A 19,656-nucleotide genomic window follows, 5' to 3' on the forward strand; every position below is an offset into this window, starting at 1 on the left:
TGCGCCATTTGTTGTGGCTGCAGACGAACAGGACTTTTATGGGCATGGCATCCGCCATCAGGGTCTCCCATTCCCGGTGCGGCCATATCTTGCCGATCTGGCGCGCGCGGCCAAGCTTGTTCGCCCGCCGGTAGATCAGTTTCCAGTTTTTCTGCTCGAAGCCGCGATAGGTCGGCTCGACCTTGCGGTCGCCATTGTGGTTGCGGGCTTCCACGCGGCGTGCGGCCCGCGTTGCGGGGTGTGACATCGTCTTTTCCTCATGTTGTCGGGGTCAGCAGCCGCGGCAACACGAGAGAAGGGGGAGATAGAACCGGACGCCGCCGGATTCAAGCGAAAATCAAGCCGCCAATCAGGTCTGGGCGGTGTCCTGCCAGGTGGTCCAGTACGCCCCGATGCTCTCACCGAAGGGGCGGGGCTTTTCGGCGAACAGGCGGTGGCCGTGGTGCAGGCAATCTGGTGCCAGGCGCTGCTCTTCCGCCTCGATCAGGCCGCCCAGCACTTCGCCCACTTTGGGATCTGTGCGCTCGATCAGCGGCAATACGGTCAGCCGGAAAACCGCAAAATCGTGCAGGTCCCCCAGCGACGTGGCGAGGTGGCGCGCCTCGACGATCCGTGCATGGATCATTTTCGGCCAAACATGTTTCAGCAGGCGCATGTGATACCAGTGGTACTTCACCCGCTTGCGGAATTCATGGAACGCGACCGGCGTGCCGTCGTCTTCAACCTGCTTCAGTGTCTTCACGGCGCGCTTGTAGGTCTCGGCCACGCCGCGGCCCAGAATGTCCGGTGCCTCGCCTTTGACTTTCCAGTCATGGGTACGGGCGAGGGCCGCCTCGAAGGCGTCCCGCGCGGCGGCCAGCCGTTCTGTCACGTCCGCATCATCCGACGGCGGACTGGCGGCGGCGAGCGTCTCGCGCACATCGGCAAAGAAAGTCCCGCCGATCACCTCGCCGAACCGGGCCTCCAGCGCGGTGACGGTTTCCAGCAACGCGCCGGCATCGCGCAGATCCGCCAGGCTGCGCGACAGGTCCCGGAAAGCGGCATTCTCGTCGCCGTACGCCTTGAAGCCCGGCCGCACGAGGCGCACGAGCCCGCGGACTTTCTTGCAGCGCTTGCGCAACTGGTGGACGGTTGTCACCGGGCCAAGCGTCTGATCGTCAATCTCGGCAATCGCCGTTTCGATCTGGCTGCGCGCAATGCGGCGCACCCCATGGGTCAGGGAGTGATCGGACAGGCGAAAGGAATAGGACAAGGCGGTGTCTCGTTTGCGGCGAAGGCTTTATGTATCGCAACGCAGGGCCGCCGCCAAAGCGATACGCGTGAGAGTGGAATCAGGGTGGGGGATGGGAGACCGTGATGGCGGATGCCATGCCCATAAAACTTCTGTTCGTCTGCAGCCACAACAAATGGCGCAGCCCGACAGGCGAAGCAAGGCCGCACGTGCCGCCGATCCCGAACACGCACTGAATGCCCGCCGCCATCGCCCTCGTCTCCGTCGGGCTGACCGTGCAGCTGCTCGAAGCGCTGAAACGGTGGCCGGATCCGGACACGGGCTGAGCCAACCCACAATCAGGAAACTCGCCGGAACGCCGAGGCGTTACCGCGCAAGGGTGCTGAGAAAAGAGGTTGCATGGCCAAGCCCTCCGAACCGGCTTAAACAAATGCCAACCCTCCCGGCTCAAACTTCCCGGAGCGACAGGATTCCCATGCGGCCATGGATTGAGAAACTGCCCCTGCCGGACTGGCTGAAAGTCTGGGCCGTCGAGCCGGTCTGGGGCGCGATCATGCGCCTGTCGAAGCCGGAAGTCCGCATCGTCACCGGTGGCATCAGCTTCTATGCGCTGTTCTCGATCTTCCCGATCGTCTACCTGACGCTGAGCTTGTTGTTCGCTCTTCTGCCGCTGGACCTGTCGCAGCGCCTCGCCGGAACGGTGGACGAAGTGCTCGTCTCGGCGGTCGCGCCCTTGTCGCGGGCGGATCTTGAAACCATCCGGCAGGTGACCCCTCAAGGCATTACCCTGCGTGCATTGCTGGCAGTGATTATCGTTCTGTATACGGCAAGTTCCGGCGCCAAGGCGGCGATCACAGGTATCCGCATGGTGACGGGATCCGAGCGGCGCACCCGCATCATCCGGTTCCAGGGCGTGTCGATCCTGATGACGGCGCTCCTGATCCTCACGGTCTGGCTGCTCGGCGCGCTGCAGCTGATCCTGTCCTTCATCACGGAGAAGCAGGGCTTCATCGCCTATGATGTGGCGCTGCAGGTGAGCCACCTTGCCTCGCAGCTCTGGCTCGGCAAATGGGTTGCCTGTTTCGCGATTTTCTACATGATCCTCGCCGTCGCCCTGCACGGGCGCCTGAGGGGGAACCGGGCGAAAGCAGCTGGCGCAGCCGCCGGGGCACTCACTTGGGTGATCGCCACCTGGGGCTTTCACCTCTATCTGAAATTCACCGCGCTCGACAATTTTTATGGCGCGCTGGCCTCTGTGATTCTCGGCTTTATCTGGCTGGCGACCTCTGTGTCTTCACTCCTCTTCGGCGCGGCGCTGACGGCCGAATGGGCGTCCCGTCAGGCGGAGCCGGAACTGATCGAGGAAGAGGACGAGGATGACGACATTAACCTCGGTGGGGAAGGCTAGTCTGCGGTGTAAAGCGTGTGGATCGCATCGATCCGGCGCAGGGTGCGCGTATCGGCGCTGCCGTTCACCCGCTCCGGCAGCCAGCGGCGCTGGAAGGCGCGGACAACCGCTTCGGTTCGCTCATCATAGGTGCCGGTGAGGTCGATGCCGTAGCCGATGCGCAGGAGATGTTCCTGCATCCGCCGCACGTTGGCCGAGCTGTCACCGGGGGAGAGGCCGTTGCCCGAAACGTCCGCCCCCTCAGTGTCCGGCCAGATGCCGATCCCAGCGCGGGCGAGCCGCACCCACGGGAAATGCTCACCGGGATCCTGCTTGCGGAGCGGGGCAATGTCCGAATGGCCGACAATCCGCGTCTGCGGAATGTCATGGGCCGCCAGGATCGGGTGGCAGAGCTCGATCAGCGCATCGATCTGGGCCGCGGGGTAAGGCGGCAGCGTGCCATCGGCCTGCGGGAAATCATGCCCGCCATTGACGATCTCGATGCCGATGGACCGCGAGTTCAGATCCTCGTCACCCTGCCAGCTGGAGACCCCGGCATGCCAGGCCCGGCGGTCTTCGGCCACCATCTGGTCCACCCGGCCATCCTCCCAGAGGAGGTAATGCGAGGAGACCTTTGCCTCCGGGTTGCGAAGCTGGTCAAACGCGGCCTGGCCCGTCACCATGCCGGTATAGTGCAGCACAAGCATGTCCACGGCATGCTTGCGGTCATCGAAGTTCGGGCTGGGCGAGAGAATGATCTCCATCAGCTGTCTCCGGCGCCGGCTTTCCGCCCGAGGGCGGCTTCAGGAAGGCGAGTGTTCTGGCGTACCGCGATCATGAACACACCGGCCAGCGCGATGACAGCGCCCATCAGCAGCCTTGGCGAAGTCGGCTCGTTCAGCAAGGCCACACCGAAGACGACGCCCCAGATCGGCGTCATCAGGGTCAGCGGGGAAAGCATGGAGACGTCATACTTCTTGATCAGCGTGTAGAACGCGCCGTGGCCGAAGATGGAAACGCCCGCGATGGCAAACAGGCTCGCCAGCCAGACAGGCCAGCCGCCATGGATATAGGCATCCACCTGTCCGCGCTCCCACAGGAAGGAGACGGCAAACAGCGGCGCGAAGCTGAACAAACCGACCCAGGCCTGAACCTGCAGGCCTGTCAGCGGTGGCATCTTCTTCATGAGGATACCGCCGAACGACCCGATAAAGGCGGAGCCGACAACGAACATCAGGCCGACCGAAATCTGGAAGCTCGACGGGTCGAACGCAATCAACACAACGCCAGCAAAGGACAGCATGATGCCGAGCCCCCGGCGCCAGCCAATCGTTTCACCAAGGAACGCCATGCTCATCAGCGTGGAGATCGGCACGCCCAGCTGTCCGGTCACAGCAACGGCGGAAGCTTCCGCCGATTGCAGGCCGAGGAACAACAAGGCGAAGTTCAGCGATCCGATCAATACCGAGATCAGGAGCAGGGTGAACAGCTTGTCCGGAATCGGACGCAGGAACGGGATGAGGAACAGGGCCACCCCGGCAAAGCGGACGGCGGCGAAGAACAGCGGCGGAATGTGCATATCCGCCACTACCCACCGCGTCAGCACGATATTGAGGCCCCAGACAAGGCAGACGCCGAACAGGAGAAGAAAGTCGCGAAAGTTCATGTTTGCCCCGTATCAGGCTTTTCCCCGTTTGGGCAGAGTGTGTGAAGGTGGTCGCCGGGGAACCTGAGGCGACTTTCATGCGTACACTTGTGGCCGCATTCAGGCTGGGTTTAAGTTAATGTTTCTAAGGGTGAGCGGTTAAGCTGCCGGCGTCCGGCGGCCTTTTGGGAGTAGGTGGATGTCTCTGATCTGGTGGATTCTGCCAGCAATTTCAGGCGTGATCGGGCTCATGCTGCTGTTTGCCGGCTTCGGCAAGCTGGCCAGTCTGAAGCCGGTCAGTGGCGGCGGCCGGCTGATTTTCGGCGTCGGCTTCCTCGGCCTGGCCGGGATTGTTGCGCTGTCCGGCCTAAATTTGCAGACCTACAAACGTCTGACGCTGGAGCGGGATGCGGCTCATATCCGCTTCGATGCGGTGGCTGGCCAGCCGAATACCTATCAGGCGACCCTCACCGTGCCGCAGGAAGTGGAACCGCGTATCTACACGCTGACAGGCGACGAGTTCTCGATGGGCGCGCAGGTGATCAAGTTCAAGCCGCTCGCGAATATGCTGGGCTATGACTCGGTCTACCGGCTGGAATATCTCGAAGGGCGGTATTCGAACCGCTACTCGACCGAAGGCGTCACCAAGGCGGAAACCCATGGCATCCGCCTCTATGCCAATCCCGGCCTCGATGTCCGCAAGTTCGCAGCGGAGCAAGGGGCGCGTTTCGGCCTGGAAGACGCGCAGTATGGTTCGGCGACCTATATGCCGATGGGCGATGGGTATGAATTCGATGTGAACATCACGCAGGACGCGCTGGTCGCCCGGCCGACCGAGCCGACGCGCCTGCTGATGCAACGGGCAGCCTATCCCGGCTTTCAGCCCGGCGTGGAGACGAAACAGTGAATCCCTGGGAAAAATATGTCGTTCCGAACCTGATTTCATGCGCCTGCGCATCGAAGCCGATGATGAAGCAGCGCGAGAAAGTCATTCCGCATGCAGAGGGGAAGGTGCTGGAAATCGGTTGCGGCAGCGGCACGAACTTTTCTTATTATGACCCGGACAAGGTGGAGCACCTCTACGCGCTGGAACCATCTGAAGGCATGCTGAAAAAGGCGCGGCGTACGGCAGGCGCGCTTGGTTATGGCAACAATATCGAATTCCTGGAGACCGGCGCGGAATCTGTCCCGCTGGAAGACCATTCCATCGATACGGTCGTCTACACTTTCGTGCTGTGCACCATTCCGGACTGGAAAGGCGCGCTGGAGGAAACACGCCGCCTGCTGAAGCCTGGCGGCAAGATCATCTTCTCCGAGCATGGCCTGGCGCCGGATGAAGGCGTCGCGAAATGGCAGCGCCGGGTTGAGCCGATCTGGAAACCTCTGGCGGGTGGCTGCCACCTGACGCGCGACACGCGGAAGATGCTTGAGGAAGCAGGGTTCGAGCTGAAAGACTCCGAGACCATGTACCTGCCGGGGACTCCGAAGATTGCCGGCTTCTGCTCCTGGGGTTCTGCCGTTCCGGCCTGACATGCGGGAACCACCCTATTTGCCATTCCTTTCCGGTCCGGCGAGCCTTGCGCCGGGGCTGAAACCTATTCCAGCAGAAAACCTGATCGCACCCGATACGGAGGCAGAGGTCTGGCTGCCGGAAAAGCGGCGGATCATGAAAGAGCGGCGCGCGGACGTTTTTGTTTCGCGTTTGCCGGAAAAAATGCTGGCAGAAGCGGCGGACTACGTCACCCGGCACCTTCCGCCAGCGGCGGAAGGCTGGCCTACGCCACTGGAAGCCGCGGCGGCGCGCGTCTCCGATGATCTGTGCCTGCTTCAGCGGGGTAAAGATGGTCTCTGGTGTCTGGAGGCGGCGAGTCTTGTCGCACCGACCTTCTGGCTTTTGTCGGAGAAGGCGGGCCAGCCGCTCGGAGGGCTTCATGATCCAGTTCCGGATGCCAATCCCGGCCTCGTCTCGCGGATCGCGCGCATGTTCGATGCGCTGCGTCCGGGGCAGGTGCTGGAACGGTTCAACTGGACCGTCCAGGCTGGCGACGCCCGGTTCACGCCAAGCGCCGTGCCGTTGAAGGCGCTGGCGGCTGCGACGCCGGAGGAGGCGGCACTGGATGTGCTGCATCTTCGTGTCGAGCGGCAGACGATTTCGAAATTGCCGGACAGCGGCCTTTTGTTGTTTACGATCCGCATTGCGGTCGATCCGCTCGCGGCCGCGCTGTCTTCGCCGGATCGTGTCTATGCGTTCCGGCAAGCATGGGAAGGCACAGACAAGGCACTGGCAGCCTACAAGGGCTGGCCAGCCTATGAGCGGCTGGTGCGTGCTGCGCTTGGCCGCCTTTCCTGACATACCTTTTCTGAGTGGGGCAACCACGTTATGCCTCAGTCCGAATCAGACATCGCAGAATGAGAGACGGAAGACGCAATGAAATACTGGCTGATCAAATCCGAACCTGATGCGTGGAGCTGGGACGAACAGGTCGCCAAGGGGGATGAAGGTGAGGAGTGGAGCGGCATCCGCAATTACCAGGCTCGCAATTTCATGCGCGAGATGAAACTCGGTGACCGGCTGTTCTTCTATCATTCCAACAAGGGACTCGAAGTCGTCGGTATTGCAGAGGTCTGCAAGGAAAGCACACCGGATTCGACGACGGATGATCCGCGTTGGGACTGTGTCTGGGTCAAGGCGCTGGCGCCAATGCCGAAGCCGGTCAGCCTGAAGGACGTGAAGGCCAATCCGAAACTGAGCGAGATGAGCCTCGTCACTTCATTCCGCCTGTCCGTTCAGCCGGTCACCGCGGCGGAGTGGAAAGAAGTCTGCAAAATGGGCGGCATCGACCCGAAGACACTGAAGCCCGTCTAAGCGGGCTTCCGGTAGACGGAGATGTGCATCCGGCTGTTGGCCGTGAAAGGGGATTTGTCCCAGCCGCCCCAGCGGGTTTCGAGTTCGAGCCCGGCAAGCTGCGCCATCAGATCGGTCTCCTGTGGCCAGGCATAGCGCATCGGCAGCGGCGTCAGCTTGGTCCCTTCAGGTGTGACCCGCAGGACCTGGTAGTCGATCTTCTGCGTCACCGGATCATGAATGGCGGCCTCCAGTGCGAGTGCGCCGAAACTGATGTGGCGCGGCTTCACGCTGCGATGGTCGTGGAACTGGGAGAGATCCGGCACGAAGGCCTCGACCAGGAAAGCTCCGCCGGGCGCGAGCATGTCAGCGGCATTCCGGAAGCACTTCACCTGCGCCGCCTGACTGGTGAGATTGTAGAGCGTGTTGAAGATCAGGAAGATGAAATCGAAGCTGCCATCGGCTTTGACGTCCGACATGTCGCCGAGGGTGACGGGAATGTTCTGTCCGCCTGGCTTCTCGCGCAGTTTTTCCACCATCAAGGGAGATGCTTCGATGCCTTCGATGTTGCAACCGCGTTCAGCCAGGGGCAGTGCGACACGTCCGGTGCCTATGGCAAATTCCAGAGTGCGTCCAGTCAGGGCAAATTCAGAGAGCAGATCAATAGCGGCTTGTGTCGTGCCGGGATTGTGTAGCAAATCGTATTCGTCGGCGTTCAGCTCGCCGAAGGTTTCCGGACCGTAGTTTTTCATCGCCGGGTACAATCAGAGGACAGATAAATCATCGCCTGCCCATAGCATGGGATGGACCTCAACGTGAAGTCGTTTTTTGGTTACCCCCGGTTGCCTTCTTCAAAGCTGGCGAGGGTCCATTCTGCGAACTGCGCGAGGTTCCCGCCGCTGAAGAGAAAGCCGGCGATGCCTGCGGCGCGTGCGGCCTGCATGTCGGCTTCCTTGTCGCCGATCATGAAGCTCATTTCCCGCTTCACCGGAAAGTCCGACATGGCGTGGAGCAGCATACCGGGCTTTGGTTTGCGGTCGAAGCTGTCCTTCCGGTAGGCAGGGTTTTCGCCTGCTTCGTGGTAGGGGCAATAGTAGATCCGGTCGATATGAGCGCCGGCCTTGGCGAGTTCTGCCTGCATCCATTCATGCAGCGCATGCATGTCCGCTTCGGTATAGTAGTTTCGCGCAATGCCGGACTGGTTGGTCACAACGAAAACATACCAGCCGCGCCTGTTGAAGGCCGCAATGGTTTCAGCCGCGCCTTCGACCCATTCGAAATCTTCGATATGGTTTACATAGCCCTTGTCGACGTTGATCACGCCGTCGCGGTCGAGGAACAGGGCAGGACGCATTTCAGCCATCGGGCCGGTCTTTGCCTGTATCTCCCGTCGCTGGCAACTGCGGCGAATGCAGGCGGGGGTGGACGCCGGCAGGAAGTCAGCGTTTGTTGCAGGCCTGCCGGGAGATTGTGCCGATGGGTTTTCTAGTGTCCGTTCTGCTGAGCGCCCTGGGCGGTATCGTTGCCGGTCTCTTGGCCGCGCGCCTCACCCGCGGGAACATGACCGGCGGATTGCTTGGGGGCATGATCGGCGCGATGGCAGTGTTCTTTTACTTGCACCCGGTATCGGAGGGGGGCTCTCCGGGGCTGCTGATGGCGCTGCTGGAAGGGGCTTCTGGCGGAGCAGTACTCGGCCTCGCAGGCGGCTTCATGATGCGCAAGAAGACCTGACGCTTATTCGGCTGAGGATGGAATGGCGTCCCGGTTGACGGCCACGCCGCGCATGAAGGGTGCGAGCGAAACGAGGGTAAGCATTCCGGCGAGCAGGAAGGCCGCGCCGGCAAAGTGAACCGCTGCGCCGTCGTGCGTGAAAGCAAACAGCACGCCGTTCATGGTGAGCGGTCCGATGATCATGGCCATCGCATTCAGGCTGGAAGAGGCACCCTGAAGCTCGCCCTGCGCATTGGCCGGGGTCACGGTCGACATCAGCGAGTTCAGCGAGGGGGAGGCGACACCGCCCAGCGCGCCGAACGGAATGATCGCGTAGACCATCCAGCCATGGCTCGCGAATGCGTAGGCGAACAACGACACGACGTTCACGCCGAACCCCAGCAGGGCCGTTTTCACCGTGCCAATCCGGTCGAGGATCAGTCCCATCAGGCCGGCCTGCACCACGGCAGCGCCTACGCCGACCAGTCCGAGCGAGAAACCGATTTCCTTCGGTGTCCAGTTGTAGCGGATCTCGGAATAGACGTTCCAGGTCGACGGGAAGACGGTGTGCGCCAGCATGAAGATGCCGGCTGCAATCAGGAACCAGCCGACATGCGGCAGTTTGGAGAAATGCTTTGCAGCGCCGAGCGGATTGGCGCGCCGAATGTCGAAGGCACGGCGATTTTCCGGCGCCAGCGATTCCGGCAAGACGACCAGGCCATAGAGGAAGTTCAGCAAGGCCAGGCCGGCCCCTGCGAAGAAAGGCGCGCGCGGGTCGATCTCTCCGAGGAAGCCGCCGATCACCGGGCCGAACACGAAGCCAAACCCGAAAGCCGCGCCGATCATGCCGAAGGCGCGGCCCCGATCCCCCGGCGTTGTCACATCCGCGATGTAGGCATTGGCGGTCGAATACGTTGCCCCGGAGATGCCGGAAAGGGCCCGGCCAAGGAACAACAGCCAGATATTGTGGGCAAAGCCCATGATGAGAAAATCGAGTGCCAGCGTCGAAATCGAGGCCAGCAGGACGGGGCGTCTGCCGAACTTGTCTGACAGCGCGCCCATGACCGGACCAAACAGGAAGTTCATCACCGCATAGGTCGCTGCCAGAGGGCCGAGCCAGAGCGTCGCTTCCTCCGACGTCACATGCGCCAGTTCGCGGATCAGCGCGGGAATGACGGGAATGATGAGGCCAAAGGCCAGCATGTCCAGCGCGACCGTCACGATCACGAAGAAGAAGGCGTTCTTGCCGTGCTTTCTGGGAGAGGCGCTGTCCGACATGGCTGGCAGGTTTGGCCTTGCCCGCCGGAAGGGTCAATCGGTTTTGACGTATCGTCATGGATTGCCGGATCATCAGCCAAGGCGCAGTATGTTGTCATGACGGAGGGCATTCCGATCACGCGCCATCCGGCCCCGCCGGAACAGGTTGAGGGCATCCGTGCCGCGGTTCGCGGGGCGGAAATGCTTCGCGATTCCCGTCTTGCACGGCCAGAAGATGCGGACGGGCTCTATGCCCTGTTCGCCGAGCCGAAGGTGAATGCGCCGATTTACTCCCTGCCACGTCCGCTGAACGTGGAGAATGTCCGCAATTTCATCGAGGATCATATCGCCCAGCGGGCGCGCGGGGAGGGGCTGCTTTTCGTGCGGGATGCCGGAGACGGCCGGATCATGGGCTATTCCGATATCCAGATCTGGCCGGAATGGGCCGCGGGCGAAATCGCTGGTGGCCTGCATCCATCGCTGCATTCAAAGGGCAGCGGAACGCAAGGCGCCGCGCAGACCTTCACCTGGATGTTCGAAGTGCTTTACCTGGACCTGATCTGTGAGACGGCGAGCCTCGACAACGTGATCACACAGCGCATGCTGGACGGCATGGGCTTTCACCGAATGGGTCAGGTCACCTCAACCCGGCCCGATGGCACGACACGGGAATCTCTGGTGTGGGAAATGACGCGACAGGAATGGGCCGCCTCGCATGGGTCCCCGCAGGGCTGACACCTTAACAGCGCGGCCAATGCTGGATATGCATGAATCTTCCAGATTTGGAGGACGCGACTCGTGGGACTTTACATAACCGGCGCCATTCTGATCCTGCTGATCATCGGCGTGATCCTGATCTATAATGGGCTCGTTCAGAAATCTCAGATGGCGGACAATGGCTGGTCCGATATCGACGTCCAGCTGAAGCGCCGGGCCAATCTGATTCCGCAACTCGTGAACACCGTGCAGGGCTACGCCACGCATGAGCGGGAACTGTTCGCCGATATCGCGGAGAAACGGGCAAAGGCGCTCGCCGCCGGGGATGACCTTGCGAGCCGCGGCGAAGCGGAAAGCGAGCTGTCGCGGCCTGTCGCGAAACTGATGGCGGTGGCCGAAGATTATCCCGACATGAAGGCCAGCCAGAACTTCCTGGACCTGCAGCAGGAGCTGGCGGACACCGAAGACAAGATCGAGATGGCGCGCCGGTTTTATAATGGTGCCGTGCGCGAGCTGAACACGCGTGTGCAGAGTTTTCCGGCAAACCTGATGGCAGGCATGTTCGGTTTCCGCACGCGGGAGTTCTTTGAAGTGTCCATGCCCGAGCGGGCGTTGCCGAAGGTCGACCTCGGAGGCGCAAGCTGATGCTGCGTTACCTGCTAGGCGCGCTGGCTGCCTGCCTGTTTGTTCTGGCGGCGGGCGCTGAGGAGAAGATCAATCGGTTCGATGTTGGAATCGATGTCCAGAAGGACGGCGATATCATCGTCACCGAGACGATCAATGTGACCGTCGAAGGCCGGGACATCCGCCGCGGCATCTTTCGAGACCTGCCGCGCTATTATGCAGACGATCTGAAGCCGGACGATAAGCTACCCTACCAGTATGACATTCGCCGGGTGCGCCGGGACGGCAGCAAGGAACCCTACACGGTCGAACACGATGGAAATGCCTATCGTATCCGGATCGGCGATGCCGATGTGCTTCTCGACTATGGCGACCACACCTATGTGATCGAATACGAGGTGAAGAACCAGATCCGGTATTTCGACAGCCATGACGAGCTCTACTGGAACGTCACGGGCAATTACTGGCTGTTCCCTATTGAAGCGGCTTCGGCCCGGATAGCGGTCCCGGACGGGGCGAGAGTGACGGAGGCGATCGCCTATACCGGCAAGTCCGGAGACGTGGGCCAGGACTATTCATACCGGCAGGATGGCAATGTGCTCGTCTTTGAGACGACCCGCCCGATGGCCCGGTTTGAAGGCATGACGGTATCTGTGTCGATGCCCAAGGGGACGATTGCGCCCCCGTCCCTTGGCGACAAGGGGACGCTCTGGTGGTTGCGCAACGGAGCGCTGGCCATACTGGTCGCGTCTTTCTGCGGGGTCTTCTGGTTTCTGATGTCGGGGTTTCAGAAGGTGGGTCAGGACCCGCCCAAAGGGCCGGTCTTTCCGCGCTACGAGCCGCCGGATGGCTATTCTCCCGCCGCGGCGCATTACATTTTCTATCGCGGCCTGCGCGGGCATGGCGCGCTGATTTCGACCCTTATCGGCATGGGCGTGAAGGGGCTGGTCGACATAGATGCTTCGAGCAAGAAGGAAACCACGCTGACGCGCAAGCAGGGTGGCAATGCGGCGATCACCCCCGATGAGGCAGTCCTCGATGCCGGCCTGTTTGGCGGGCTGACCGAGCGTACCCTTGGCGGAAAGTATGATGCGACTTTCACCTCGGCGTATCAGAAATTCCGCAGCGCGCTTTCCCGCAAATACGGCAGCGCCTATTTCCGCTGGAACATCGGGTACACGCTGGCCGCGGCTGTGATGACCATCGCAGCGGTGGCATTCGCCATATTCCAGGCAACCAACTGGTCCGGCTGGCATACGCTGGTGGTCCTGGCCTTTGCCGGCCTGAACGGGCTTTTCATGTACCTTATGCCGGCGCCAACCGTGAAAGGGCAAAAAATCCGTACGGAAATCGAGGGTTTCCGTCTTTACCTCGAAACCGCCGAAAAGCTTCAGATGAATGCCGTCAAGGTCGGCAGCGACGCGCCGCCGCCCATGAGCCTGGAGCGGTATGAACGATTTCTGCCATACGCTGTGGCGCTGAACGTGGAAAAGCCGTGGACAAAATACTTTGAACACCAACTACCTGCGGAGGCAGAAAACTATGCCCCGGCCTGGGGCCAGTTCGGCAATCGCTCCTTCAGCAATGTCGGAGGCATGAACGATGCGATCATGTCCAGCATGAACACGGGCGTCTCCAGTTCCCTGCCGCAGAGTTCCAGTTCGTCTGGTGGGGGAGGCGGTGGCTCGTCTGGTGGTGGCGGCGGTGGTGGCGGCGGTGGCGGCTGGTAAACATTTCCGGCCGGCGCGGCGGCAGAAAAATGAAAATTCAAAGGCAGTGCAATTTTATGATTGCGTGAGAAGAAAAGTGAGACTACGGGGCGAAAATACACCGGACTCGCGAGGCGCTCCATGTCTGTTACGCACTTGCTCATTGAGATGTCCGGCTGGGCCGGTGCCGTTCTCATCCTGATTGCCTACCTGATGCTTTCCGCCGGAAAGATGGATGGGCGCTCGAAAGCCTATCAGGTGATGAACGTGGTCGGCGCGACCGGGTTCATCATCAACAGCGGCTACAACGGCGCCATCCCATCGACCACGATCAATGTCATCTGGGTCGGGATCGGATTCTTCACGCTGTGGCAGGGCCGCCGCCTGACGGAGCGGCCCGGTGCGCCTTACCTCTCAGAAGACGCCGCCGCGGCCGATGCCGGCGGCGAAACGTTTGGCGCCATTCCGGGTTTCTCCCATCTCGATGACGCGCAGGCCACCTGCGATCTCCCGGCGTAACGCTTCGTCCATGGGAAGGGACCATTGCGCTATGGCCGAGGTGCGGTCCGTCCGCATACAGAATTGCGGGAATGCGGCGATCCTTCGGGCGACCTCCAGCGCTTTCTGAAGAGCGGAGTCTTCCTCCGATACATAATTGGCCAAACCGAAGGTAAGCGCCTCTTCCGCACCGACTTCCCGGCCCGTGAGGATCATGTCCATTGCCCGGGACGCGCCGATCAGCCGGGGCAGGCGGATCGTGCCGCCATCAATCAGAGGGACACCGAAGCGGCGGCAGAATACGCCGAACTTCGCCCCCGGCGAGGCAACCCGGAGGTCACACCAGCAGGCAAGCTCCAACCCGCCAGCGACGGCATACCCGTCGACGGCGGCGATCACGGGCTTGGACAGCTCCAGCCGGGATGGTCCCATCGGGCCGTAATCACCATCGGGTACGGATTTGTTCCCCCGTCCCTCGGCAACGGCTTTCAGGTCGGCACCTGCGCAGAAATTTCCGTTCGCACCGGTCAGGATTGCCACCGAAAGGGCGTCATCCGCGTCAAAGGATTTGAACGTTTCGTAGAGCGCGTCGGCGGTTGGCCGATCGACCGCGTTGCGGGCCTCGGGGCGATCGATGGTGACGATCAGGACCTCGCCATCAGTTTCTGTTCGGATACCGGGAGGCGCGGGCGTCGTCATGTGTCTTTTCCTAATCAGCGGATCAGCCAGGCAAAGGCCTGGCGCAAAAAGGCTTCTCCGCCGGTCTTCACCCACTCGCCATGGGCCATGATGATCCGGTCAGGATGCGTGGCGGCGACTTTGCCGAATGCCGCGCGTGCGGGCGTGCGGTTTGTAAAGCTGAGCCGCCATTCCAGCGGGGCATAACCCTTGCCGACCACAATGCCCCAGGGTTTCGCGATCAGTCGCTTCCAGCCTTTCCAGTAGCGTGCCAGGAAGCTGTCGCTGAAGTGTTCAGACAGGTCAGCGAAGATGGCCGTACCGGTCGGCCGGTGGACGAAGGCGATCTCGTCCATGAAGAAGGAGCCGCGGAACCACGCCTGTTCGAACACACCTTGCCAGTCACGGGGGGGGACATCTTCCAGCGCGGGCTGGAAGGGTAGGTCTTTCCGTTTGCGGATCGTGGAGGCTGGCCCCCAGAGTTTCGCCTCGGGATAGGCGGCATGCCATTCGGTCAGGTAAAGGTGGTGGATCTTGTTCGGGCTGACGAGGTGACCCACCGGGCCAAGCGCATCCACTTCCTTTTTCAGTTCAGGCGTCAGCGCCACAGGCGACCAAACCCACAGCGTTCCATCTGGCAATCGCACGATCACGCTTCGCGTAGGATAGGGGAAGCCGTGAAAATCGACGACCGGTCCTTCGGTCAGCCATAGGTCTGTGTCGACCGGTTCAAGCATCATGCTGGCCCTGATGGCGCGGTTTGGCCAAGGAATGGCACGATGCGATTCAGCAGGACCGGCATGACGGCCTCCGGCAAGTCGTGGCCCCATTTCTCGATGATCTCGATGTTGGCATTGGGAACACGCCGCGCGATGTCCTGCCCGGCCGCAGGCAGGATCAGATTATCCATTTCGCCGTGCAGAACGAGCGTTGGCAGATCCAGGCTGCCAAGGCGGTCGTGCCAGCGGGGCTGGGCCAGAATGGCAGCATATTGCCGGGCGACGCCCATGGGCCGGTCTGATCGTTGCATGGCCGAAGTTGCACTCGCGCGAATTTCGTCATCCGGCGTACGCACGTCCGGATGGGAACCATAAGCGGCCCGCCCTTTGACGGCGAGATCGGCGATGGCTTCGGGCGTGCGTTCCTCCGGAACGGCAGTCAGCGCGGCGGTCGCCTCTGGCGTGGCCGGAGGCAGCGATGGGTCGCCGGACGTTGTCATCACAGGGATCAGCGTGCGGACCCGCTCGGGATGATTGAGCGCCATCAGCTGGACAATCATGCCCCCCATGGAGACCCCCATGACATCGGCTTTGTCTGCGCCGAGTGCTTCGATCAGTGCGGCGGCATCAGCCGCCATGTCGTCCAGCAGGTAGGGCACTTTTTCATGCATCGGTTCTCCGGCCGCAATCCCTTTGACGATGTCGCGCGGAGACGGTGGAACATGGCCTTCGAATTCGGTGCTGAGGCCGATGTCGCGATTGTCAAAAATCACGACCCGCCGGCCAGCATCGGTCAGGCCTCTGATCAGGCTTTCCGGCCAATTGATCATCTGGCTCGAAAATCCCATGACGAGGAGCATGAGCGGATCGTCCTTAGATCCGAATTCCTCGTATTCGATCTCTATGCCATTGGCCTTGATTTTCGCCATGTCGTTCCTCCCGGGGTGTCTGATTTCTTATGGCAGGTTTTTCGCAATCATGCAGGTTCTGCGTGCCTCGCGCGTTCCAGAAATGGCATGATTTCCGCCAGCAGTTTGGGCGCAACCTTTTCCGGCAGGTCATGTCCCCATTTGTCGATGATGCTGATTTCTGCACCCGGGATACGCCGGGCAATATCGCTGCCGCATTCCGGCGGAATCAGGCGGTCCACCGCACCATGCAAAACGAGGGTCGGTTGCTGGATGGAGCCAAGCCGGTCATGCCAGCGCGGCTGGGCCAACAAGGCTGCAAACTGGCGGGCGAGGCCGAGGGGACGGTTTGCCCGCTGCACATCCGCCATGGCGGAGGCTCTCAGGTCTGCATCCGGCGCGCGCAGGTCCGGGTGAGATCCGATGGCGTGATAGGTGCTGACTGCCAGGTCGCCTATAGCGTCCAGTGTTTCGTTTTCAGGTTCGGCCGTCAGGGCTTCGAGGGCTTCTGGCTCAGAAGGTGGCAGGGCGGGGTCGCCTGATGTCGTCATGACCGGCATCAATGTGCGTACACGCTCAGGATGGTTCAGCGCCAAGAGCTGTACGATCATGCCGCCCATCGACAGGCCAAGCACGTCGGCCTGATCCGCGCCAAGTGCTTCGATCAGCGCAGCGGCGTCTTCGGCCATGTTGTCCAGCACATAAGGCACCCGCTCATGCACCGGCTGGCCTTCGGCGGCGCCTTGCATCAGCTCTTCCATGGGAGGCGGTACCTGGTCCTCGAGCGCCGGATCGTCGACCGAACGTGTGAGACCGATGTCGCGATTGTCGAACACAATGACTCGCCTGCCCGTATTGGCCAGGGCCTGTTTGAAACTGTCCGGCCATTCTGTCATCTGGCCCATATAACCGGAGACCAGAAGCATCATGGGGTCATCGGGTGAACCGGTCTCTTCATATTCGAATTCGAGTCCGTTCGCCCTGATACGCGGCATGGCCATCTCCTTCCGGAAGTTGATTCCGGCCCACACTAGGAGGCATGGCTCAAACCTCAAGCAGCCCGTTGGGAATTCGGATGAATGTTTCTCAATCATCCTTCTGATTGACGAAAATCAGGATGATGGCGCTGGCCGCGTGGTACATGAACGCGCCTTCGAAGGATCCGACACCCACCTGGCTCTGCCACATCTGGAAGAGGGCGGCGCCGAACACCTGGAAGATGCCGAACCAGACGATCAGCGCGACGCAGCAGCCCGCAATGGCCCAGGTCTTGGACGCATTGAACGCGCCAGCGTCTGAACCCACCTGCTTCCACATGTCGAATGCGCCCTTGAAGCAAAGCAATCCGACCAGCAACTCGCCGGTCATGATCCCGATCAGCGCCAGCTTGATCAGGAAGGGGGACGTGATCGCCGGAATGACGAGGTTCGGATAGGCCGGGCTGTCAGCCTGGCCCAGCACTGCTCCGACCGCCATCTGGGCGTATTCCCAGTTCACGGCGTTTGAAATGAAATAGAACAGGCCCTGAAGCCCGACGAAAACGATCAGGACAGTCTTGAAATAGCGGATCATGATTTCCCCCTTTTGGTCCGTGTTTCATCGGTGCACGAGACGTGCTCCGGACGATTCACAAGATCCGTGGGAGGAAAGGGTGTGCTAGCGGCTCAATTCCTTCATTGCCTCGTCCAATCCGCCAAGCGTCAGCTCAAACATGCGCTGCGGGCCGATCAGTTCACGGATCAGCTTGATGGAGCCTGTGTATTCCCAGGCGCCTTCCTTGACCGGATTCAGCCAGACGAGGTTCGGGTAGCGTTCGACGAAACGCTGGATCCACAGGCCGCCCGCCTCTTCGTTCCAGTGTTCGACCGAGCCGCCGGCATAGGTGATCTCGTACGGGCTCATCGTGGCGTCGCCGACGATGATGACCTTGTAGTCCGACGGATATTTGTTCAGCACGTCCCAGGTCGGGATGCGATTGTTCATGCGGCGGCGATTGTCCTTCCACAGACCCTCATACGGGCAGTTGTGGAAGTAATAGTATTCGAGGTTCTTGATCTCGGACCGGGCGGCAGAGAACAGCTCCTCCATCACGCGCACATAGGGGTCCATTGAGCCGCCGACATCCAGCAACAGGAGGACCGAGACCGTGTTGCGCTTTTCCGGGCGCATCTCGATGTCGAGATAGCCTTTACGGGCGGTGTTGTTGATCGTGCCGTCCAGGTCAAGTTCGTCCGGCGCGCCCTTGCGGGCCCATTTGCGCAGGCGCTTCATGGCAACTTTGATGTTGCGCGTGCCAAGCTCGACACTGTCGTCGTAATTCTTGAACTCCCGCTTGTCCCAGACTTTCACGGCGCGGCGGTGGCGGGATTTTTCCTGCCCGACGCGCACGCCTTCCGGATTGTAGCCGTTGGCGCCGAAGGGGGAGGTGCCGCCCGTGCCGATCCACTTGTTCCCGCCTTCATGGCGCTTCTTCTGCTCTTCGAGACGCTGTTTCAGTGTCTCCATCAGCTTCTCGAAGCCGCCCATGGCCTCGATTTCGTCCATTTCCTCCTGAGTGAGGAATTTCTCGGTCATCTTGCGCAGCCATTCTTCCGGCAGATCCTGCACGTCCACAGCGTCTGCCAGGGAGTCGAGACCTTTGAAGACGTGGGAGAAGACCTTGTCGAACTTGTCGATATTCCGCTCGTCTTTCACCAATGCGGCGCGGGAGAGATAGTAGAAGTCCTCGACATCCATATCGGTGACTTTCTTGTCCATCGCTTCCATCAGCATCAGGTATTCCTTCAGCGTGACGGGCACCTTGGCTTCGCGCAATTGGTTGAAGAAATTGAGGAACATGGGGATGTCTCACTTTAGCCTTTCATAAACATAGACTGCCTGCCGCCCGGTGTCCAAGCTGACGTCACGCTAACTGTCCGCTCATGCTGTGTTCAGCTTCCGGCCGTTAGCTGTGTATCGACATGATGCGTGTCTTTTTCTTGTCCCTTTCCCTGCTCTTCGCCGGGCCGATGGCCGCGGCGGATACAGCTTGTCCGCCGGGGGAGGGCGAAAAAAACTGCATGGTTCAGGCGATCTGGGAAGCGGCCGCCGGGTTTCCGGCTGACAAGCGGGAACGTCTGAGACCGATATTTCTGAATACCTTAGCGCTGAGTGGGGACACAGCGCTGCTCGCGGAGTGGGAGGGACGGCTAGGCGGCGTGGCAGCGCCGCAGCCGGAATATCCCGACTATATCCGCGAGCGGGCGGAGGCCGAGCTGCGGGAAGCTGATTGGAATCGCTTCCTGCAGCGGGCCCAGGCCGGGCTTCCGCCCTTCAATATCGGCCGGCCGGAACTGATGGCGGCTGGCGCGCGCCTTGCGCCGGACACAGCCACGCGTCAGCGTGTCGTGGAGGCCATGTTCGCTCTGGCAGGCCCGCCGCAGCCGAGCGCCCGGCCGCTGGAGAATTTCGAGCAGGGCGATTTTGGTCACGTGCTGAGCGAGCTCGCGATGGAAACCTGCGATCTCGCCGCGTTCGACCGGGCCGTGCAGCTGACAGTCGAGCCGGACGGGCTGCGCTATGCGTTCTGGCGGGCCCGGATTACCGGTGGTGCCAGTGCGCTCGCGAGCCGGGTGAGGGCCGAAGGTGGGCGCGAAGATACCCGCCATGTGCGCGAAGCGCTGGAAGGCTATGGGGCAATTCTGGAGCGCGGATACTGCCCGGCTTGATCCGGCAGCCTTTTTGGGAGT

Annotated in this window: 24 protein-coding genes; 11 read left to right on the forward strand and 13 right to left on the reverse strand. The window is 61.3% G+C overall.

The features are described from left to right. Both HY26_RS11955 and HY26_RS11960 read right to left on the reverse strand, forming a co-directional pair. The coding region (locus HY26_RS11955) for a hypothetical protein (protein WP_112073695.1) at positions 1–247 on the reverse strand (247 nt) is incomplete at its 3' end. A gap of 102 nt (positions 248–349) precedes the next feature. Then, positions 350–1,252, reverse strand: a complete 903-nt coding sequence (locus tag HY26_RS11960; RefSeq protein ID WP_112073696.1) for a CHAD domain-containing protein — start codon at positions 1,250–1,252, stop codon at positions 350–352. A 454-nt stretch (positions 1,253–1,706) separates the two neighbouring features. Here HY26_RS11960 and HY26_RS11965 point away from each other — a divergent pair, with 454 nt between their 5' ends. Next, positions 1,707–2,639, forward strand: a complete 933-nt coding sequence (locus HY26_RS11965; protein ID WP_112073697.1) for a YihY/virulence factor BrkB family protein — start codon at positions 1,707–1,709, stop codon at positions 2,637–2,639. On the opposite strand, the gene HY26_RS11970 is transcribed toward HY26_RS11965, so the two are convergent. Together HY26_RS11970 and HY26_RS11975 are read right to left on the reverse strand one after the other, a co-directional pair. Then, positions 2,636–3,382, reverse strand: coding sequence for an N-acetylmuramoyl-L-alanine amidase (locus HY26_RS11970; protein WP_112073698.1), 747 nt, complete (start codon positions 3,380–3,382; stop codon positions 2,636–2,638). The genes HY26_RS11965 and HY26_RS11970 overlap by 4 nt on opposite strands. Continuing rightward, positions 3,382–4,284: a DMT family transporter gene (locus HY26_RS11975; protein WP_112073699.1), complete on the reverse strand. Its 903-nt coding sequence runs from the start codon at positions 4,282–4,284 to the stop codon at positions 3,382–3,384. Before HY26_RS11975 ends, HY26_RS11970 begins: the two co-directional genes overlap by 1 nt. Before the next feature lie 178 nt (positions 4,285–4,462). On the opposite strand from HY26_RS11975, the gene HY26_RS11980 reads away from it, so the two are divergent. The 4 genes from HY26_RS11980 to HY26_RS11995 all read left to right on the forward strand — a co-directional run bounded on the left by HY26_RS11980 (position 4,463) and on the right by HY26_RS11995 (position 7,129). Then, positions 4,463–5,170, forward strand: a complete 708-nt coding sequence (locus HY26_RS11980) for a hypothetical protein (RefSeq protein WP_034761913.1) — start codon at positions 4,463–4,465, stop codon at positions 5,168–5,170. Further along, the gene (locus tag HY26_RS11985) at positions 5,167–5,793 is read left to right on the forward strand and encodes a class I SAM-dependent methyltransferase (protein WP_034761917.1); all 627 of its coding nucleotides are present in this window, start codon (positions 5,167–5,169) and stop codon (positions 5,791–5,793) included. The genes HY26_RS11980 and HY26_RS11985 overlap by 4 nt, the downstream gene beginning before the upstream one ends. A 1-nt stretch (position 5,794) precedes the next feature. Then, positions 5,795–6,613, forward strand: a complete 819-nt coding sequence (locus HY26_RS11990; RefSeq protein WP_112073700.1) for a heme-dependent oxidative N-demethylase subunit alpha family protein — start codon at positions 5,795–5,797, stop codon at positions 6,611–6,613. Between the two features lie 78 nt (positions 6,614–6,691). Beyond that, positions 6,692–7,129 carry an EVE domain-containing protein gene (locus tag HY26_RS11995; RefSeq protein ID WP_034761920.1) on the forward strand — a complete coding sequence of 146 codons (438 nt, stop codon included), beginning with the start codon at positions 6,692–6,694 and terminating at the stop codon, positions 7,127–7,129. On the opposite strand, the gene HY26_RS12000 is transcribed toward HY26_RS11995, so the two are convergent. Together HY26_RS12000 and HY26_RS12005 are read right to left on the reverse strand one after the other, a co-directional pair. Then, on the reverse strand, positions 7,126–7,860 hold the full coding sequence (locus tag HY26_RS12000; RefSeq protein ID WP_112073701.1) for a bifunctional 2-polyprenyl-6-hydroxyphenol methylase/3-demethylubiquinol 3-O-methyltransferase UbiG: 735 nt from the start codon (positions 7,858–7,860) through the stop codon (positions 7,126–7,128). The two genes, HY26_RS11995 and HY26_RS12000, sit on opposite strands and share 4 nt — an antisense overlap. 80 nt (positions 7,861–7,940) lie before the next feature. Further along, entirely contained in the window at positions 7,941–8,471 is a 531-nt protein-coding gene (locus HY26_RS12005; protein WP_112073702.1) for a D-glycero-beta-D-manno-heptose 1,7-bisphosphate 7-phosphatase, read from the reverse strand. Between the two features lie 113 nt (positions 8,472–8,584). On the opposite strand from HY26_RS12005, the gene HY26_RS12010 reads away from it, so the two are divergent. Next, positions 8,585–8,839: a hypothetical protein gene (locus HY26_RS12010; RefSeq protein WP_112073703.1), complete on the forward strand. Its 255-nt coding sequence runs from the start codon at positions 8,585–8,587 to the stop codon at positions 8,837–8,839. 3 nt (positions 8,840–8,842) lie between these two features. Here the strand turns inward: HY26_RS12010 and HY26_RS12015 are convergent, their stop codons facing one another. Beyond that, on the reverse strand, positions 8,843–10,096 hold the full coding sequence (locus tag HY26_RS12015; protein WP_034761930.1) for a TCR/Tet family MFS transporter: 1,254 nt from the start codon (positions 10,094–10,096) through the stop codon (positions 8,843–8,845). Between the two features lie 96 nt (positions 10,097–10,192). Here HY26_RS12015 and HY26_RS12020 point away from each other — a divergent pair, with 96 nt between their 5' ends. The 4 genes from HY26_RS12020 (at position 10,193) to HY26_RS19255 (ending at position 13,644) form a co-directional block, all read left to right on the forward strand. Further along, positions 10,193–10,810 (forward strand): GNAT family N-acetyltransferase, encoded by a 618-nt coding sequence (locus HY26_RS12020; RefSeq protein ID WP_112073704.1) that lies wholly within the window; start codon positions 10,193–10,195, stop codon positions 10,808–10,810. 63 nt (positions 10,811–10,873) lie between these two features. Continuing rightward, entirely contained in the window at positions 10,874–11,437 is a 564-nt protein-coding gene (locus HY26_RS12025; protein ID WP_034761936.1) for a LemA family protein, read from the forward strand. After that, a complete protein-coding gene (locus HY26_RS12030; protein ID WP_112073705.1) occupies positions 11,437–13,146 on the forward strand; it encodes a DUF2207 domain-containing protein in 1,710 nt (569 codons plus the stop codon). The genes HY26_RS12025 and HY26_RS12030 overlap by 1 nt, the downstream gene beginning before the upstream one ends. 120 nt (positions 13,147–13,266) lie before the next feature. Continuing rightward, the gene (locus HY26_RS19255) at positions 13,267–13,644 is read left to right on the forward strand and encodes a hypothetical protein (protein WP_034761940.1); all 378 of its coding nucleotides are present in this window, start codon (positions 13,267–13,269) and stop codon (positions 13,642–13,644) included. On the opposite strand, the gene HY26_RS12040 is transcribed toward HY26_RS19255, so the two are convergent. The 6 genes from HY26_RS12040 to HY26_RS12065 all read right to left on the reverse strand — a co-directional run bounded on the left by HY26_RS12040 (position 13,540) and on the right by HY26_RS12065 (position 18,766). Further along, positions 13,540–14,322 carry a crotonase/enoyl-CoA hydratase family protein gene (locus tag HY26_RS12040; protein WP_112073706.1) on the reverse strand — a complete coding sequence of 261 codons (783 nt, stop codon included), beginning with the start codon at positions 14,320–14,322 and terminating at the stop codon, positions 13,540–13,542. The two genes, HY26_RS19255 and HY26_RS12040, sit on opposite strands and share 105 nt — an antisense overlap. 14 nt (positions 14,323–14,336) lie before the next feature. After that, complete coding sequence (locus tag HY26_RS12045; protein WP_233351613.1) at positions 14,337–15,041, reverse strand: DUF4336 domain-containing protein; 705 nt, start codon at positions 15,039–15,041, stop codon at positions 14,337–14,339. Next, complete coding sequence (locus HY26_RS12050; RefSeq protein ID WP_112073707.1) at positions 15,038–15,949, reverse strand: alpha/beta fold hydrolase; 912 nt, start codon at positions 15,947–15,949, stop codon at positions 15,038–15,040. Before HY26_RS12050 ends, HY26_RS12045 begins: the two co-directional genes overlap by 4 nt. 47 nt (positions 15,950–15,996) lie before the next feature. Next, positions 15,997–16,923 carry an alpha/beta fold hydrolase gene (locus HY26_RS12055; RefSeq protein WP_112073716.1) on the reverse strand — a complete coding sequence of 309 codons (927 nt, stop codon included), beginning with the start codon at positions 16,921–16,923 and terminating at the stop codon, positions 15,997–15,999. 91 nt (positions 16,924–17,014) lie between these two features. Beyond that, entirely contained in the window at positions 17,015–17,500 is a 486-nt protein-coding gene (locus HY26_RS12060; RefSeq protein ID WP_112073708.1) for a DUF2165 family protein, read from the reverse strand. 84 nt (positions 17,501–17,584) lie between these two features. Continuing rightward, a complete protein-coding gene (locus HY26_RS12065) occupies positions 17,585–18,766 on the reverse strand; it encodes a VWA domain-containing protein (protein ID WP_034761946.1) in 1,182 nt (393 codons plus the stop codon). Positions 18,767–18,888: 122 nt separating this feature from the next. On the opposite strand from HY26_RS12065, the gene HY26_RS12070 reads away from it, so the two are divergent. Next, complete coding sequence (locus HY26_RS12070) at positions 18,889–19,635, forward strand: hypothetical protein (RefSeq protein WP_112073709.1); 747 nt, start codon at positions 18,889–18,891, stop codon at positions 19,633–19,635. Positions 19,636–19,656: the final 21 nt, after the last annotated feature.

This window comes from Hyphomonas sp. GM-8P (assembly GCF_003263315.1).
Taxonomy (GTDB): domain Bacteria; phylum Pseudomonadota; class Alphaproteobacteria; order Caulobacterales; family Hyphomonadaceae; genus Hyphomonas.